We start from the raw sequence: 17,471 nt of genomic DNA on the forward strand, positions 1-17,471 counted from the left end.
TATACCCTTTTACTTTTTCGTAAATACAACACTATTAACTATTGCTTGTGCCGTAGGAAACGGTAACTGACCAATAAAGGTAATTTCATTACCTTCTTTGTCATAGGTATAAATTGTATTACGACCATACCTTAACATTTTATCGCGTTCGGGCGAATTAACCTGCTGGCCACTTTTATTAACATAAATAGAAAAGTCAAATAAACCATCACTAAATAAAATCGACTGACTAAATTCAGTTTCAGAAATTTGATGGTTACTACGTTTTACCTCTTTAAAACCCTCAGGCAATTGGCTGACCGACCAGTTATAAACCAACGGTTTAGCTTTAGGTACAAGTAATAAAGGTGGCATATTGACGGTACGTAGAGAATTAAGCTCAGTTTCGACCTCGCTTCCTTCATTAACTGTGATCACTCTAAATTGTTCAATGATGTCATTGTTTTTATCTAAAAGATCGACTCTTAAAGGTAGATATCTTTCTTCATCAATAAACAAAACATAATCATAGCGGTCATTATTTTTTGATAACACACGAACAACTCGGCTTGGAATATCACCAATATGCGTTCTACCCGCATCAATAAAATTATAATAACCCGATAATTCCTTGAAATCTTGGTAAATGATAGAAGGGATATAATCAACGATATGATCATTTCTTAAGCTGAAGGCATCTAAACCGGGTTCAAAATAGCTGATTTCATTGCCACGTTGAACAATTTCACGGCGAGTACTATCCATTTGCATTAATTGTGCAAGTGGTTTGCCATCAATAAGAGTGTGACGGTAGCGAATAGGAACAATACCTTGAGAATTGATATTGATAAAAGATAATTCATAGGTAGAGCTTTGACTTGTCTGACCCATCTTTTGCAACAAAGCCTCGACACTACCTGTTTGAGGTTGCGCCAAGGCTTGTATCGGCATTGACAGGCTGCCCACCAGCAATAAGGTGGATAACCATGATTTTTTCATTACGACTGTTTTATTCCCACACGTTATTTATACATTCACATCTATTATTACTGTGCTGCTACAGGTTGAGTTTCACCTTGAGCGCTGATTGGCGCTTCATTTTGTGGTGCATTATAGATACGACGATCTAACTCATACTGTTGCAACATTAATCCAAGGCGTTGATTGCGCTCTTGTAAACGTGTTTGCTGGTCTTTACCTAAAGTATCGTTTTGAAGATTTAAGCTTACAGGCGAACCTGAACCCATAATAGGTTGAGTATTAAATACTGGTGTATCTACTTGGAAATCTTCAGAACCACTTTTTCCATTATATTGCTGAACACCAACAATAACAGCTAATGAAACACAAGCCGCGACACCGATTTGAGTTAACTGACTTGCCCAAGGACGTAACGTTTGTAAGAAAGAGTGCTGACGCCATTGTGATGGCGCAGGTTGCTGCTCTCGTTGTTGTTCAGGACTTATGCGAACAGGTTCATTCTCTAAAGCGAGCGCAACGCGACTTGCGATATCGAAGTGGACTACTTCACCTACATCACCACGCATTGTGTCACGAATTAAATGGTAGCGTTGCCATGTCTCTTTCATAGAGTCATCACGAGCAATTGTACCCATTAATTCTTTATCAAGAACTTCGCCATCCATAAATGCAGAAAGTTTTTCTTTTTGCATGTAAAAGTACCCTTCAGTCAATGATGGTTCACCCACAATTAAAACTCTTGTATTAATGGTTGAACCTTATTATCAATAGCTTCTCGTGCCCTAAAAATACGTGAACGTACTGTTCCGACAGGGCAATCCATAATGACCGCTATCTCTTCATAGCTTAGTCCGTCAAGTTCCCGAAGTGTAATAGCAACCCTTAAATCTTCAGGTAATGACTCTATGGTGTGAAAAACCACTCTCCGTAACTCTTCTGACAACATTAAATTCTCAGGGTTCGAAATTTCTTTTAGTGCATTTGGTGATTCGAAGTTTTCAACATCACTCGCATCTAAATCATTCGAAGGCGGACGTCGCCCCTGTGCAACCAGATAATTTTTTGCTGTATTCACAGCAATGCGATAAAGCCATGTATAAAAAGCACTATCTCCACGGAAAGAACCGATGGCACGATAAGCTTTAATAAAGGCTTCTTGCGAAACATCTGGCACATCGCCCTGTGGTACATAACGGGAAATCAGGCTTGCTACCTTGTGTTGATAGCGGATAACCAGCAAATTAAAGGCTTTCTGGTCACCATTTTGTACCTTTTCAACCAACATTTGGTCCGTTAACTGCTCGCTCATTAGAGATGGACTCTCCCGAAGTCAAGCTTCGCACTATTTTTAAATGACTCCGTCATATTTACTCTCGTTATTCCTTCTCGTTTTATGAGCTACAAGACTTAGAGTGCAAAAATAGTATGAAGTTCAATTCAATCATTATTTTAAGAGATGAATCACAAAAAAATCATCATGGTGATCATCCACCCAAAATGCAATTTGCCAATAAAAAAACGATAACACAATGATATTATTTAAATATATACGATTACTTACAACAATATATATTATCTTAAACAATGTATTATTAAATATAGATTTAATAATATAAATAAAAGTCAGTCACCCAAGAGCGAAACTTGTCAGTATAATGCCCTTCATTATTACGAATAATAAGTTCATCTATACTACATTCAACACTGCTTTGATTTTGTTTTTGAAAGGCTAACAAAATTCGATGGTAAGGTTTATCTGTACTGTCTTTAATATTAACGCGTTTTGCAATATTCCACTCTTTTTTTTCTGCGATTTCAATAAATTGCTCACCAATAGAGTAAGGTAATACAACACAGAACAAACCATCTTCAGTGATAAGTGATTGCGCACTATCCAGCAATCCCTCATGCGTTAAGGTTTTGGTATAACGCGCTTGCTCACGAACATCATTACGACAAGCAATTGCGGGTTCAAAATAAGGAGGATTACTAACAATCAAATCATACTTATTTTGCGCTCGTTCAGCATAATGATAAATATCATCATGATGGATATGAATAAATGAATGCCATTGTGACTCTTGAGCATTCTCCGTAGCTTGTGATGCTGCTTTTTCATCAAGTTCAATACCATCAATACACTCAATTTGATTCGCTCGTTGAGCCAGCATTAATGCAATTAATCCACTACCCGTACCAATATCAAGCGCTCTTTTTACATTATTGATAGGTGCCCAAGCCCCTAATAAAACACCATCTGTACCCACTTTCATTTCACACTTATCATGAGCTACAAAAAATTGTTTAAATGTAAAACCACCTTTGCGTAATCCCGCTTTTTTCACTTTCTTTTGATTCATTTATTGGCTCTATTGATTCGTATTACTATCTCTTTTTTATTACTTATCATTCATGTCATTGGAAAAGAGATATATGGTATGATAACGCTTCTGCAACCCCTATCTTAACATTAAACTATTTGTATACGATGCACGCTTATTTAGATTAAGCCTAAAAACAACGAATACCTTCGTCTATCGGTAATATATAATGTGATAGCGGTAAATCCTCTGGCTTTTAGCGGGGGATAATGTCAAAATCCGCGCCCTAAACAGAGGTATACAATGACAGCCACGACATTTTCCAGTCTTGAACTTGATGAAAGTTTATTGACCGCATTAGAAGAAAAAGGATATCAACGTCCTACAGCTATTCAAGCAGATGCAATTCCTGCAGCAATGGATGGACGCGATATTTTAGGCTCTGCGCCAACAGGCACAGGGAAAACTGCGGCTTTTTTGCTTCCAGCAATTCAACACTTGCTTGATTATCCACGTAAAAAATCAGGCCCGCCACGTATTCTTATCCTGACACCAACTCGCGAACTTGCTATGCAAGTTGCAGAGCAGGCAAAAGAATTATGTGCGCATACACATTTAGATATCGCCACTATCACGGGCGGTGTTGCTTATATGAATCACGCTGAAGTCTTCAGCGAGAACCAAGATATCGTTGTTGCAACAACAGGTCGTTTATTACAGTACATCAAAGAAGAAAACTTTGACTGCCGTGCGGTAGAAATGCTTATTTTAGATGAAGCAGACCGTATGTTAGATATGGGTTTTGCTAACGATATCGAAACGATTGCAGGCGAAACTCGCTGGCGCAAACAGACATTACTGTTCTCTGCGACACTGGAAGGTAACGCAGTTATTGATTTTGCACAGCGCATCCTCAACGAACCAGTTGAACTTAATGCTGATCCATCTCGCCGTGAACGTAAAAAAATTCAGCAGTTCTATTATCATGCTGATAATCTCGAACATAAAACAGCGTTGCTTGCTGCATTACTGAAGCAAGACGATGTTAAAAAATCGATTGTCTTTGTTCGCAAAAGAGAGCGTGTAAGAGAGCTTGTCACTGCGCTAGAAAAACAAGGTATTAAATGTAGCTACCTTGAAGGTGAAATGGCGCAAACACAGCGTAATGATGCAATCAAACGTTTAGAATCAGGCAAAATGAATGTACTTGTTGCCACAGACGTTGCTTCTCGAGGCCTTGATCTAGATGACATTACACACGTTTTCAACTTTGACTTACCTCGTACTGCGGATGTTTACTTACACCGCATTGGTCGTACAGGACGCGCAGGCCGCAAAGGTATCGCAATTTCATTAGTTGAAGCTCACGATCACCCATTATTAGGGAAAATTGGTCGTTACGTTCAAGAGCCTATTAAATATCGCGTTGTTGCTGAACTACGTCCAGAAACCAAAGCACCAAGCCTGAAAGCAACATTCAAACCTTCTAAAAAAGTGCTAGCTAAACGCAAGGCGAAGAAAGAAGAAGAGAAAAAAGCGGTTAAAGAAAAAGTACGGACTCGCGATCGTAAAAATATCGGTAAACGTCGCAAAGCTGTTACTGAGCATACAGAAAAGAAAGTGGCTCCTACTGCACCAGCAAAAGAAACGAATACTGATAACGAATAATCTGTACTCTTTTTGATCTTATAAAAAACCGTAGCTATATAACATAGTTACGGTTTTTTGTTATTCTCTCTTTTTTCTTATTTTATATAGAAAAATAAAAAAATAGATAAATAGAAAAAAAGCCCGATATCTTCATATCGAGCTTATTATTAACTTATTACTTTAGTGAAAATTACAAACTTTCAGTGAAAGTACGAGTAATAACATCACGTTGCTGTTCTGGAGTCAGTGAGTTAAAACGCACTGCATAGCCAGAAACACGAATAGTTAATTGAGGATATTTCTCAGGATTGTTAACAGCATCTTCCAGTGTTTCACGGCTTAATACGTTAACGTTAAGGTGTTGACCACCTTCTACACGAACAACCGGTTTAGATTCTACAGGCACTTCGCGGTATTCGATATTGCCTAACTCTTTACGGTTAATCACTTGGCCTTCTTCAAAGCCTTTTTTAGCACAGATGCAACGAGCTTCGCCGTTTTCATCATCTAATAACCAGAAAGAATGTAATAAATCGTCGTTATCAGCTTTAGTAATTTGGATACCAGTAATCATTTCGACCTCCAATTTGGGCGCAAAATCAAATTCCAATCTCATATCAGAACTTGGGTATTTGGTCTAACCAATGTTTCTGTCTACTTATATACCAGTATAAATGGCGCCATTCTTTGATAAATATCAATAAAATTCATAAGCACTTTAGCCCATAAGGTGCAAAGTGTTGTTTTAAATCAACAATCATTTATCACTGATTTGCAATTTTTTTTGTAAATTTTCAAATAAAAGTTGAGAAATCAATTAATTCTTATTTTTAGGTCGTAATATTTTCATTCCCCTGATGAAATCGGTAAGCTTAGACACTATAAGATATCAACAAGGATTTTAGGTTATGACTACACCATTAACTTGGCATGATGTGATAGGCACAGAAAAAGAAAAGCCTTACTTTCATCAAATTATGTCTCAAGTCGCACAACAAAGAGCCGCAGGTAAAATCGTTTATCCACCTCAAGAAGATATTTTTAATGCCTTTCGTTTTACGCCTTTTGATAATGTGAATGTAGTTATTTTAGGGCAAGATCCTTATCACGGCCCTAATCAAGCACATGGACTCTCTTTTTCAGTACGACCGGGCGTGCCAGCGCCTCCTTCGTTAGTCAATATGTATAAAGAGCTTGAAAAAGAATACCCTGATTTTAAACGCCCTAACCACGGCTATTTAGAAAGCTGGGCAAAACAAGGTGTTTTATTACTTAATACAGTATTAACAGTTGAGAAAGGCCAAGCACACTCTCATGCCAACTATGGTTGGGAAATCTTTACTGATGCAGTAATTGAACAGATCAATCAGCGTAGAGACGGGGTTATATTCTTACTTTGGGGCGCTCATGCCCAGAAAAAAGGACGTTTTATTGATACCAATAAACACGTTATTTTAAAAGCACCTCATCCATCACCACTCTCTGCCCATAGAGGCTTTTTAGGTTGTGGTCATTTCAAACAAGCCAATGATATTTTACAACAGCAAGGTCGCACACCGATCAATTGGCATCTTGATCTTATTGAATAATATCGCCTTATAAAACATAAAACCGCACAATAACAAGAATATTAAATAATCTTCGTATTGTGCGGTTTACTTTATCTACATGTAATAACTCATGTGATAACGAATGTTTTATCGATATTATTTAGAAACGATAACCATAGCTGGGCGTAATAAACGACCGTTTAAGGTATATCCTTTTTGCATAATATCAACAACATGATTAGACTCATGTGCTGGGCTATCAATTAAAGTCATCGCTTGGTGAACTTCAGGGTTGAATACCACATTTTTTTCTTCAACCACTTCGATACCAAATTTACGAACAGCATCTAAGAATGATTTCAGAGTTAATTCTAACCCTTCAATCATTGGCTTTAATGATTCATTTTCATGATCAGCCGCAGATAAAGCACGCTCTAAATTATCGAGTACAGGCAATAACTCATTAGAAAACTTCTCAAGCGCAAATTTATGTGCTTTCTCTACATCTTGTTGAGTACGGCGACGAATGTTCTCAATTTCAGCTTGAGCACGGATCATGGCTTCACGCTCTGTCTTTTGAGATTGCTCAAGTTGTTTTTCAAGAGAATCAACACGCGCTAATGCTTCCACTAATTCAGCTTGAGCATTAAAGTCCGCTTGTGCTTCTTCGGTCATTGTTGGCTCTTGAGACTCATTCATTGCAGATTCCATTCCTTCTTTTTCTTTTGAGACTTGCTCTTCATGTACATTTTGTTTTTTACTACTCATGAACATCTCCGCGTAGTTTTGGTATTCATCTTCATATTTAGTTTATTATGGGGATCAATAAACGGGTTTCAAGGAATTGGCGCAAAACGAGGGTAAAAAAATGCCAGATAATACCGTAACGGAAGAAAAACACTTTAAATGCATTGGCATTGTTGGTCATCCACGCCACCCTGAAGCAATTTCAACTCATGAAATGCTCTATCATTGGCTATTGGCTCAAGGCTATGACGTTATTATTGACACACAGGTTGCTCAAGAACTAAAACTAGAAAATGCACAAACAGGTGATTTAACACAAGTTGGCAAAGTCGCCGATCTTGTTATTGTTGTTGGTGGTGATGGCAATATGCTTGGCGCCGCGCGCGTTTTATCTCGTTATAATATCAAAGTAATTGGTGTTAACCGGGGAAATTTAGGCTTTCTTACTGATCTTGATCCTGATAATGCCTTACAGCAATTAACTAATGTGTTGGCTGGGCACTATCGCGAAGAAAAACGGTTCTTACTTGAAGCTCGAGTCTGCGCTGAAGGTCAAAGAACACGCATTGGTACAGCAATCAATGAAGTCGTACTTCATCCCGGTAAAGTCGCTCATATGATTGAGTTTGAAGTTTACATTGATGATCGTTTTGCTTTCTCTCAACGTTCTGATGGCTTAATTATCGCAACACCAACGGGATCAACCGCCTACTCACTTTCTGCGGGTGGCCCTATTTTAACGCCAAACCTTGATGCTATTGCGCTTGTGCCTATGTTCCCACATACCTTATCAGCGCGTCCTTTAGTTATCAGCAGTGATAGCCAAATCCGCTTAAAATTCTCACAAACAAATATCGATTACGAAGTCAGCTGCGATAGCCAATTAGTGTTACCGATTAAAGAAGGTGATGAAGTTATTATTAAGAGAAGTCGTCAAAAGCTCAATTTAGTTCACCCAACTGATTACAACTATTTTAATACACTCAGCTCAAAATTAGGTTGGTCGAAAAAAATGTTCTAATTTTTGTGCCTCCCTACTTTACTGTATAAAAAACCAGTTTATACTGTATGTAATTACAGATATGTTTTTATGCACAGGAGAGGCACTATGCTGACTCAATTAACCATTAGTCATTTTGCCATAGTCCGTGAACTTGAAATCGATTTTTCTGGTGGCATGACCACCATTACAGGCGAAACTGGCGCAGGTAAGTCTATTGCAATTGATGCTCTAGGTTTATGCTTAGGTAACCGTGGTGATGCCAATATGGTGCGCCCAGGTGCAACTAGAGCCGATTTATGTGCACGATTCTCACTCTCTGATACGCCATCAGCACAACGCTGGCTTGAAGAACATCATCTTGATGATCATAACGAATGCCTATTAAGAAGAACTATCTCTACTGATGGGCGTTCTCGTGGTTTTATCAACGGTACTTCCGTGCCACTTTCACAATTAAGAGAGCTTGGTTCATTACTTATTCAAATTCATGGGCAACATGCTCACCAGCAACTTCTAGAGCCTCGCTATCAAAAACAGCTGCTTGATATCTATGCCCATGAACCTGCTTTATTAAAAAACATGAAGTCAGCTTATCAAACATGGCATCAAAGTTGCCAAACTTTAGCTGCTTTTCAACAACTCTCTTTAGAACGAGAAGCAAGGCAGCAACTGGTTGATTACCATTTAAAAGAGCTCAATGAATTTCAACCAGTACAAGGTGAGTACCCAGAATTAGATCAAGAATATAAACGCCTTTCTAACTGCGGCCAGTTTTTAACGCTAAGCCAAAATAGTTTACAAATTTTAAGTGACAACGAAGAGCAAAATATTTTAAGTATGCTCAATGTGGCTAAACATGAAATTACTGAACTAACCTCAATGGAAAGCCAGTTCAATTCATTATTAGAGATGCTAGAAGAAGCCACTATCCAAATTAGTGAAGTAAGTGATGAACTTCGTCACTATAGTGATCGCTTAGAGATGGACCCTAATCGCTTATTTGAAGTAGAAAAACGCATGTCTAAGTACATTAGTTTATCACGTAAGCATCGCGTCGCACCTGAAGAGCTCTATGATCTTCATCAGCAATTAATTGAAGAGAAAAATGCCCTACTTCGTCAAAATGATGATTGTGATGCTTTAATAGAACAAGTCAAAGCTGACCATTTAATTGCATTAGATATCGCAAAACAACTGCACCAAGTTCGCCAACAATATGCGAATGAATTAAGTCAACTTATCACTAACAGTATGCATCAGTTATCAATGCCTCATGGTTATTTTACTGTTGATACCCATTTTGATGACAGCTCACTACAAATCGATGGTGCCACAAAAGTTGAATTTAATGTCACCACAAATCCGGGGCAACCTCATCAAGCACTTTCTAAAGTAGCTTCAGGCGGTGAGTTATCACGTATTGCACTCGCAATCCAAGTGATCACAGCAAAAAAAATGGATACTCCAGCACTTATTTTTGATGAAGTTGATGTGGGTATCAGCGGTCCAACGGCAGCTATTGTGGGTAAATTACTACGTGAGTTAGGGGAGTCTACTCAAGTTATGTGTGTCACTCACTTGCCTCAAGTTGCAGGTTGTGGTCACCAACACTATTTCGTCAATAAAGAGACAAATGGTGAAGAAACAGAAACAACCATGAAGCTGTTATCGAAAAAAGAACGCCTACAAGAGCTCGCTCGTTTATTAGCAGGTAGTGAAGTCACCAAAAATACCTTAGCAAATGCAAAAGATTTGTTGGCTGCATAACGATTAACAAACTTTTATTGATATTTAGGGTCATAGGCAGAGCGTGAAAGGTTTTCAATTGCTGCGTTGTCGATTATCATCGTCACTATGACCCTAAAAGGAATGTAATAACCATGCGTTTTAAACTGTTAAAAGTTGCCGCCTTATCTTTAGTCGTAATGACTTCAGGTTGCTCTATGTTCGAGAGACTGGTTTATCACCCAGATATCAATCAGGGAAATTATTTAACGCCAGCCGAAGTCGCAAAAGTTCAGCAAGGAATGACACAGCAGCAAGTTCAATTTGCCCTTGGTACGCCAATGCTTAAAGATCCTTTCGGAAGCCAAACTTGGTATTATGTTTTCCGCGAAGAGCCTGGTCATCAAGAAGTACGTCAAGAGACTCTTACTCTGACTTTTGATAGCAATGGCATACTGACTAAGATTGATAAGCAAGGCAATATGCCTAACTTCTCAGCACCAGCGACAAAATCGTAATGCGATTACAGTGCTAAGAAAACTTAGTTTTGTATAAGATTGGCAAAAACGAATTGCACCCCATACGTTAAATCTGACGTTGGGGTGTGTTTTTATCTATTGATTAACCGCAGCAATACAAAGAAGTGTGCTTTTATTACTAGAATTCACTATAAAGTTTTTTACCTCGATACCCAATATGGCAAGATAAATCAAGGGCTGCTGCAGAAATTAATTCCCCCAAAAAAGTGATCCTCTCTGGATTATCTTTTATTTTTGTAAACAGACTAGCAATGCTAATTGCGGCTTGCGCTTTACCATAAGCATTATAAATTGGTGCAGCCACGCAAAATACATCCATGTTATGTTCACGATCATCAATAACATAACCTCGTTGACGAGATTCCATAATAATTTTAAAGAATTGTTTCTCATCAGTAATGGTATAAGGTGTAATCGGTTTTAATCCCCCCATACGCGTAATAATATTTTTTATACTTTCATCTGGCATTGTCGCTACACGACCAATTTGCTAATGAAATAGATAAAGAAGCCCTTTTACTTGGAGCAAAAAATAACCTGCAAGTTGGATTAGCACGTAGTTGTTTTTCAATTAGAGTACTAGATATGTTTGGCGATTTAACAGATTTAACAATAAATCAAAAAGCAAATATCTTACTTGGCTCTATTTTACAAGAAGATCTGCAAGCAATAAAAAATAGCAAAGCACTCAACTTAACTAAACAGACCAAAATAGTGATTTGTGGAAAATCAATATTAAGAGATGGATTAGCTGAGTTAATTAAACACGATCCTTATTTCACCGGAGACGTTATTACTATTGATAGTACACAAACACCACTTTCCCTACATGGTGCTTTAGCTATCGCTAAACACAAAAATATCATTTAGATATTTATACCCTACAAAAATTAATAATTGCAGGTATTGAATGATGAATAATAAAAATACAGTAACAAAAAAGAGAAGCAATAAAAGATGGTTTGTTGTTTTTCTATTATTAATAGGCGGAATTATTAATTATATCGACAGGGCAAGTTTATCTATTGCCGCACCAGATATGATGAAAGATCTCAATTTAACAAATACTGATATTGGTTTAATGGGCTCAGTATTTGCATTAATTTATGCTATGTGCCAATTGCCTTCAGGCTGGTTAGTTGATCGTTTTGGTCCTAAAAAAATATACGCTTGGGCTATTGGACTATGGAGTGGTGCCACAATGCTGACTGGCGCTTGTAGTAGCTTAGCAACATTGCTATTTGCAAGAGGCATTTTAGGCGTAACGGAAGCACCATGCTGGCCCGCAGCTGCAAAAATAACAGCAACTTGGTTCCCTAAAAAAGAAAGAGCACTTGCAACTGGTTTTTGGGATGCTGCTTCTAAATGGGGTCCTGCTATAGCGCCTCCAATTCTAGTCGCGATCATAGTTCCTTTCGGCTGGCGTGGCTTATTTTATATCGCGGGATTAATAGGTTTAGTTTTCGTATTACTATTTTTATACCTTTATCATCAACCAGAAAAACATCCAACAATTAGTAAAGAAGAATTAGATTATATTAAAGAAGGTGGCGGTGGCACTGAAGAAAAAAATAGTGAAACTGAAATCAAAATAAAATGGGCTTCATTATTTAAATTTCGCTGTATTTGGGGAATGATTTTAGGTTGGTTCTGTTATGTATGGATGATGAATATTTTCACTACCTTCTTGCCACTTTATTTAATGAAAACTCAAAACGTTGAATTAAAGTCATTAGGTATTTTAGCCAGTGTTCCTTATTTCGGTGGAATTGTCGGTGCAATTGCAGGTGGATATATTTCTAAATGGTTAATTGATCGTCAAATATTTAAAGATTCACTTATTGCTAAAAGAGCAACAATCAGTATTGCAGCATTATTAGCGGGTGCCACAGTTGTTGCTGTTCCTTTTGCAACCAGCTTAATGTCAACAATGGTGTTGTTAGTTATTGCGATGGTATTACTTTCAGCTGTATCTGCAACAGGATGGGCATTACCAGGTGATGTGGCTCCAACATCAATGGTTGGTTCTGTTGGTAGTATTCAAAATTTCGGAGGTTATTTTGCAGGATCATTATCACCACTCGTCACTGGACTTATTGCTGATGCGACAGGCTCATATACTCTTGCTTTTGTAAGTGGTGGAATTATTGCTGGTTGTGCAGCACTTTGTTATTGGTTTATTGTGAAAGAACCAATAACTCCTGTAAAAGATTTATAGAATTTTATTTTAAAACAAAGCATTACAAACTATTTTCAAAGAAAAGAGGTTAAAATGATTAAGTAGCGCGTTATTCAAGCTATAGATGAAACAGGGATGATTGCAATTATTCGAGGATATTCATCTGATGAAATTTTACCAATAGCGCAAGCTTTATATGAAGGTGGTGTGCGAGTCATTGAAGTGACTTGCAATAGCAGTAATTACTTAGAAAGTATCTCTCGTTTAAGTAAAGCTCTTGGCGATAAAATGTGGATTGGAGCAGGAACAGTCATTAATCCAATAATGGCTCAGTTAGTTATTGATGCTGGAGCTACTTTCGTTTTAGCACCCGATTTTAATCCTGAAGTTGTTAAAATAGTTCATGAAAAACAACGCCTAATGATCCCAGCTGTCGTAACGCCTTCTGAAATGTTACAAGCTTATCGTATGGGTATTGATTTATTAAAACTATTCCCAGCAAATAGATTGGGAGTCGATTATCTAAAAGAAATTATGGGGCCTTTAAATGAACTCGCAATTATTCCAGTAGGTGGAATATCACTACATAATGCAGCCGAATTCGCCGCTGCAGGTGCAATTGCTGTTGGTGTTGGTGTTGGTGTTGGTGTTGGTAGTGAACTTGTTAGAAAAGATCTTATTGCATCAGGCGAATGGGATAAATTAAGCGAGCATACAGCTTATTTTATGAAAACATTTAAAGACGGTAAGAATAAAGCTTAATAGAAAATAACTAACCTTTAAATTCAGTGCTAAGTTAGATTAATGAAATAACTTTTTATTATTTCAATGGTATTTTATTGCCTAAATTAGCACTAATTAAAATTTACCATTTACTAGATAATTTATTTTTCTAAGGTTTCTTATGATTATTGGAAATATAAGCAAAATTAAAAACTTAAATAAAATACTTTTTAATATTTTAAGCGAAAATTCATTATCAATGGAGTCATTAAAATTAGCTAATACAGGAACATATAGACCAGAAAACAAAGATTGGTTTTATATGATAACCTCAGAAAAGCCAGGAAAACCAGAAGAAAAAATCGCAGAATTTCACCATAAATATATTGATATACAGATGGTGATTAGTGGATGTGAAGATATTTATTATAGTCTCAATGAAATTGATAAAATGGATATTATTGAAAAAGGTCCAGATCTTTTTTTCTTACCTAATCATGATAACAACCAAAAAGTGACTTTATTTGAAGGTGATTTTGCTGTTTTCTTTCCTAGTGAAGTACATAAACCAATGTGTATAGGTGCAAAAACATCTGACGTAATTAAAAAAGTCGTTGTAAAGATACCCGTATAAACATCTGGATCAGATAAAAGTCCTCGCTTAATTTTGCAAGGACTTAATCTTCATTTTCCACATAATCTCAGAAATGGTCTTAAATAGGGCGCGTTTTATACAATATATCAATCCGCTTTTTGTCGTGCTTTTTCAGCGCGTTTACGACGCATTTCTTTAGGATCAGCAATTAAAGGTCGATAAATTTCAACTCTATCCCCTTCTCGCACATTATCACTTAACTTTGCTGGTCGACTATAAATACCCACTTTATTCTTAGTCAAATCAATATCATTACAAATCGTTAAGATATTTGAAGCAATAATGGCTTGTTCAACCGTGTCCCCTAACGTTAGTTCAACAGGGATAAGATACTGCTTATCGGGTAACGCATAGGTTACCTCTACCCATATTTTAGTCACGATAGATCTCTTTCGCTCTGTGAGTAAACGCCTGAACCATATTATTTGTTAACTCTTTAAAAATACGTCCAAAAGCCAACTCAATTAATTTATTAGTGAACTCAAAGTCTAGCTGAAACTCTATCTTACACGCATTATCATCAAGTGCGGTAAACACCCATCCCCCAGTTAATTTACGAAAGGGACCATCAACAAGACGCATATCAACACGTTCATTAGTCTTTAAAAAGTTATGGGTAGTAAATGTTTTACTAATTCCCGCTTTAGAGACATTTATTGATGCAATCATTTCTTCTGGTGTGCTTTTGATCAGTTTACTTCCAACGCATCCTGGTAGAAAATCAGGATAAGTAAGAACATCATTAACCAGTTTAAACATTTGCTCTGTGCTAAAAGGGACAAGAGCAGATCGACTAATCTGAGGCATAGTTATTCCTGTACGACAACACTGTGTGTGATCATATCATTGAACAGTGACTAATTAAAAATCTAATGGAATATAGCTTAAGTTTTATGCAATTGAAAAGAAAACAGTCGGTTAAATGATTTCTTTCTATTGCTCATACAGTATAATGTGGACATTATGACAAAGAAAAAATCACACAAACCTGGTTCTGCGACCATTGCGTTAAACAAACGTGCTCGCCATGAATATTTCATCGAAGATGAGATAGAAGCGGGCTTGGCGCTCCAAGGCTGGGAAGTTAAATCACTGCGTGCCGGTAAAGCAAACATCAGTGATAGCTATGTTATCATGCGTGATGGCGAAGCTTATCTTTTTGGTGCAACCATTACTCCTTTAAATGTTGCATCAAGCCATGTCGTTTGTGACCCGACTCGTACCCGTAAACTATTATTAAAGCAACGCGAATTAGATTCACTTTACGGTCAAATCAACCGTGATGGTTACACCGTTGTTGCTCTTTCTCTTTATTGGAAAAACGCTTGGTGCAAAATCAAAATTGGCGTTGCGAAGGGTAAGAAAGATCACGATAAACGCGATACCATTAAAGATCGTGAGTGGAAATTAGACAAAGCACGTATCATGAAAAATGCTAACCGCTAAATTGCGTTAAGTACTAGCAATTACAAGTATTTTTCTGATATACTCGCTTTCAACAACTTGGGGCTGATTCTGGATTCGACGGGATTTGCGAAACCCAAGGTGCATGCCGAGGGGCGGTTGGCCTCGTAAAAAGCCGCAAAAAAGATAGTCGCAAACGACAATCAGTACGAAGCACTAGCAGCTTAATAACCTGCTTAGAGCCCTCTCTCCCTAGCTTCCGCTCTTAAGACGGGGATCAAGAGAGGTCAAACCCAAAAGAGATCGCGTGGAGACCTAGCTTGGGGTCAAAGCGTTAAACTTAATCAAGCTAGCTTATTCATGGCGCGTCTGTCCGCAGTGGGTAAGTGAAATTAAAGATAGACTAAGCATGTAGTACCGAGGATGTAGAAATTTCGGACGCGGGTTCAACTCCCGCCAGCTCCACCAAATTATCTTCTAAGGACGTCCAAAGAAGACTGAAAAGCCCGCTAACTCAATGAATTGCGGGCTTTTTTATGTCCTGCGCAGTCTGATGTCACCTAATTAAATCCAATCATCTTAGGCACCTCATTAACCTTTATAGTTTTTGAGGTGCCTAAAATAATGGAACATCACAAATGGCAAGACAAACCAAACCTTTATCGGTAAAAGAGATCGATGCAGCGAAACCAAAACAGAGTGATTATGTCCTCTATGATGGAGATGGATTAGAGTTATTGGTTAAATCCAATGGCAGCAAACTGTGGTCATTTCGTTATATTCGCCCCCTCACCAAAAAGCGCGCTAAGAAAAGTCTTGGCGCTTATCCTGCGGTCAGTCTTGCTGAGGCACGCAGTTACCGACTTGAAGCAAGAACATTGCTCGCGAAACAGATAGACCCTCAAGATCACCATAAAGAGCAAGTCCGTAACACCTTAGAAGCAAAGACAAATACCTTTCAACTTGTTGCTGAACGTTGGTGGGAAGTGAAGAAGTCCACTGTAACAGAAGACTACGGTAATGATATTTGGCGTTCACTTGAGCGAGATGTGTTCCCTGCCATTGGTGACATCAGTGTTACTGATATCAAAGCGCATATATTGGTTAAAGCAATACAACCCGTTCAAGCAAGAGGCGCATTAGAAACTGCTCGTCGCCTGTGCCAACGCATTAATGAGGTCATGATCTACGCCCAAAACACAGGACTGGAAGATCCCTGCATCACATATGAAAATGAACCGTGACCATACTATTCCTTTATCAGATGAGGTAATGGCTGTTCTGGAAATGATGAATCCGTTAAGCGGGAACCGAGAATTTATCTTTCCTAGCCGTATCAAGCCCAATCAGCTAATGAATAGCCAGACCGTTAACGCATCGCTAAAACGTGCAGGTTTTGGTGGAGTGCTCGTTTCGCATGGGCTGAGATCAATTGCCAGTACGGCTCTTAATGAACAAGGCTTTCCGCCTGATGTTATTGAGGCAGCACTCGCTCATGTGGATAAGAATGAAGTTCGGCGTGCTTATAACCACAGCGATTATCTTGAGCAGAGACGCCCGATGATGCAGTGGTGGGCTGATTTTGTTAAAGCTGCTGATAATGGAAGTATGATTGAAGGGGGAATAAAAAGTATGCGGCTGGTGGGATAACTTATGTGAACGGAAATTAGACCAAGATTTTGGGATAATCTAAATAAACTTTATATTTCATTCAGTAAGTGTCTAAAGAAGACCTCACATTTGACTATTTTCACCCTGCGAAACACTTACCGCTAAGCGGTAATCTGTTCATTTTTATTCAGCATTCGGAGCAGGTACTGCTCTAGCTCTTGCTGGGTATAAAAAACCAACTTTAAGTTTCAGTATTCATAAATTGTCATTCGGTACAACATCGATACTGCCTCGGTGTATATGCGCAAGATCGTCAAGAAGGCGTTGGCACTGGTAGGGTAACGTTATTGTTGCCAGCAGAGGCACTACGTTCTTTGCTCAATGTGTTCTAATCTGAGATTGGG

19 protein-coding genes, 1 other RNA gene and 1 pseudogene are annotated in these 17,471 nt (G+C 38.1%); 12 read left to right on the forward strand and 9 right to left on the reverse strand.

All coding sequences use genetic code 11. From position 1 onward, the window contains the following. Window positions 1-9 precede the first annotated feature (9 nt). From rseB to trmN, 4 genes are all read right to left on the reverse strand, one after another. Window positions 10-978: a sigma-E factor regulatory protein RseB gene (gene rseB, locus ABN236_RS15415; RefSeq protein WP_194950883.1), complete on the reverse strand. Its 969-nt coding sequence runs from the start codon at window positions 976-978 to the stop codon at window positions 10-12. Between the two features lie 47 nt (window positions 979-1,025). After that, window positions 1,026-1,652: an anti-sigma-E factor RseA gene (gene rseA / locus ABN236_RS15420; RefSeq protein WP_265331834.1), complete on the reverse strand. Its 627-nt coding sequence runs from the start codon at window positions 1,650-1,652 to the stop codon at window positions 1,026-1,028. 38 nt (window positions 1,653-1,690) lie between these two features. Further along, window positions 1,691-2,269 carry an RNA polymerase sigma factor RpoE gene (rpoE, locus tag ABN236_RS15425; RefSeq protein WP_006533574.1) on the reverse strand — a complete coding sequence of 193 codons (579 nt, stop codon included), beginning with the start codon at window positions 2,267-2,269 and terminating at the stop codon, window positions 1,691-1,693. Window positions 2,270-2,564: 295 nt separating this feature from the next. After that, on the reverse strand, window positions 2,565-3,320 hold the full coding sequence (trmN, locus tag ABN236_RS15430) for a tRNA(1)(Val) (adenine(37)-N(6))-methyltransferase TrmN (RefSeq protein WP_349474352.1): 756 nt from the start codon (window positions 3,318-3,320) through the stop codon (window positions 2,565-2,567). A gap of 264 nt (window positions 3,321-3,584) precedes the next feature. Here trmN and srmB point away from each other — a divergent pair, with 264 nt between their 5' ends. Then, a complete protein-coding gene (gene srmB / locus ABN236_RS15435; protein WP_227718984.1) occupies window positions 3,585-4,949 on the forward strand; it encodes an ATP-dependent RNA helicase SrmB in 1,365 nt (454 codons plus the stop codon). A gap of 172 nt (window positions 4,950-5,121) precedes the next feature. On the opposite strand, the gene grcA is transcribed toward srmB, so the two are convergent. Then, window positions 5,122-5,505 carry an autonomous glycyl radical cofactor GrcA gene (grcA, locus tag ABN236_RS15440; RefSeq protein WP_023581591.1) on the reverse strand — a complete coding sequence of 128 codons (384 nt, stop codon included), beginning with the start codon at window positions 5,503-5,505 and terminating at the stop codon, window positions 5,122-5,124. A gap of 334 nt (window positions 5,506-5,839) precedes the next feature. Here grcA and ung point away from each other — a divergent pair, with 334 nt between their 5' ends. Beyond that, a complete protein-coding gene (ung, locus tag ABN236_RS15445) occupies window positions 5,840-6,520 on the forward strand; it encodes a uracil-DNA glycosylase (RefSeq protein ID WP_349474353.1) in 681 nt (226 codons plus the stop codon). 117 nt (window positions 6,521-6,637) lie between these two features. Here the strand turns inward: ung and grpE are convergent, their stop codons facing one another. Beyond that, window positions 6,638-7,249, reverse strand: a complete 612-nt coding sequence (gene grpE, locus ABN236_RS15450; RefSeq protein WP_349474354.1) for a nucleotide exchange factor GrpE — start codon at window positions 7,247-7,249, stop codon at window positions 6,638-6,640. Between the two features lie 100 nt (window positions 7,250-7,349). Between grpE and nadK the strand changes: the two genes are divergently transcribed. The 3 genes from nadK to bamE all read left to right on the forward strand — a co-directional run bounded on the left by nadK (window position 7,350) and on the right by bamE (window position 10,474). After that, window positions 7,350-8,249, forward strand: coding sequence for an NAD(+) kinase (nadK, locus tag ABN236_RS15455; RefSeq protein WP_083629114.1), 900 nt, complete (start codon window positions 7,350-7,352; stop codon window positions 8,247-8,249). Between the two features lie 87 nt (window positions 8,250-8,336). Next, window positions 8,337-9,998, forward strand: a complete 1,662-nt coding sequence (gene recN, locus ABN236_RS15460; protein WP_349474355.1) for a DNA repair protein RecN — start codon at window positions 8,337-8,339, stop codon at window positions 9,996-9,998. Window positions 9,999-10,111: 113 nt separating this feature from the next. Continuing rightward, a complete protein-coding gene (gene bamE, locus ABN236_RS15465; protein ID WP_088495022.1) occupies window positions 10,112-10,474 on the forward strand; it encodes an outer membrane protein assembly factor BamE in 363 nt (120 codons plus the stop codon). A gap of 139 nt (window positions 10,475-10,613) precedes the next feature. On the opposite strand, the gene ABN236_RS15470 is transcribed toward bamE, so the two are convergent. Then, window positions 10,614-10,964: an IclR family transcriptional regulator C-terminal domain-containing protein gene (locus ABN236_RS15470; protein WP_349474356.1), complete on the reverse strand. Its 351-nt coding sequence runs from the start codon at window positions 10,962-10,964 to the stop codon at window positions 10,614-10,616. Between ABN236_RS15470 and ABN236_RS15475 the strand changes: the two genes are divergently transcribed. From ABN236_RS15475 to ABN236_RS15490, 4 genes are all read left to right on the forward strand, one after another. After that, entirely contained in the window at window positions 10,964-11,365 is a 402-nt protein-coding gene (locus ABN236_RS15475) for a hypothetical protein (protein ID WP_349474357.1), read from the forward strand. The two genes, ABN236_RS15470 and ABN236_RS15475, sit on opposite strands and share 1 nt — an antisense overlap. 43 nt (window positions 11,366-11,408) lie before the next feature. Continuing rightward, window positions 11,409-12,713, forward strand: coding sequence for an MFS transporter (locus ABN236_RS15480; protein ID WP_349474358.1), 1,305 nt, complete (start codon window positions 11,409-11,411; stop codon window positions 12,711-12,713). Between the two features lie 81 nt (window positions 12,714-12,794). Then, complete coding sequence (locus ABN236_RS15485) at window positions 12,795-13,436, forward strand: bifunctional 4-hydroxy-2-oxoglutarate aldolase/2-dehydro-3-deoxy-phosphogluconate aldolase (protein ID WP_349474397.1); 642 nt, start codon at window positions 12,795-12,797, stop codon at window positions 13,434-13,436. A 142-nt stretch (window positions 13,437-13,578) separates the two neighbouring features. Beyond that, window positions 13,579-14,031 (forward strand): NanQ anomerase/TabA/YiaL family protein, encoded by a 453-nt coding sequence (locus tag ABN236_RS15490; RefSeq protein WP_194950892.1) that lies wholly within the window; start codon window positions 13,579-13,581, stop codon window positions 14,029-14,031. Between the two features lie 107 nt (window positions 14,032-14,138). Here ABN236_RS15490 and ABN236_RS15495 read toward each other — a convergent pair whose 3' ends face one another. Continuing rightward, a complete protein-coding gene (locus ABN236_RS15495; RefSeq protein ID WP_088495018.1) occupies window positions 14,139-14,432 on the reverse strand; it encodes an RnfH family protein in 294 nt (97 codons plus the stop codon). After that, on the reverse strand, window positions 14,425-14,859 hold the full coding sequence (locus ABN236_RS15500) for an SRPBCC family protein (RefSeq protein ID WP_088495017.1): 435 nt from the start codon (window positions 14,857-14,859) through the stop codon (window positions 14,425-14,427). The genes ABN236_RS15495 and ABN236_RS15500 overlap by 8 nt, the downstream gene beginning before the upstream one ends. Window positions 14,860-15,015: 156 nt before the next feature. On the opposite strand from ABN236_RS15500, the gene smpB reads away from it, so the two are divergent. From smpB to ABN236_RS15515, 3 genes and pseudogenes are all read left to right on the forward strand, one after another. After that, window positions 15,016-15,498 carry an SsrA-binding protein SmpB gene (smpB, locus tag ABN236_RS15505; RefSeq protein WP_088495016.1) on the forward strand — a complete coding sequence of 161 codons (483 nt, stop codon included), beginning with the start codon at window positions 15,016-15,018 and terminating at the stop codon, window positions 15,496-15,498. Window positions 15,499-15,557: 59 nt separating this feature from the next. Continuing rightward, window positions 15,558-15,924: a transfer-messenger RNA gene (gene ssrA / locus ABN236_RS15510) on the forward strand. Between the two features lie 170 nt (window positions 15,925-16,094). After that, window positions 16,095-17,106: pseudogene (locus ABN236_RS15515) on the forward strand (phage integrase central domain-containing protein). Window positions 17,107-17,471: the final 365 nt, after the last annotated feature.

Origin of the sequence: Proteus sp. fly-1013 (genome assembly GCF_040140245.1) — a bacterium.
Lineage (GTDB): Bacteria > Pseudomonadota > Gammaproteobacteria > Enterobacterales > Enterobacteriaceae > Proteus > Proteus mirabilis_B.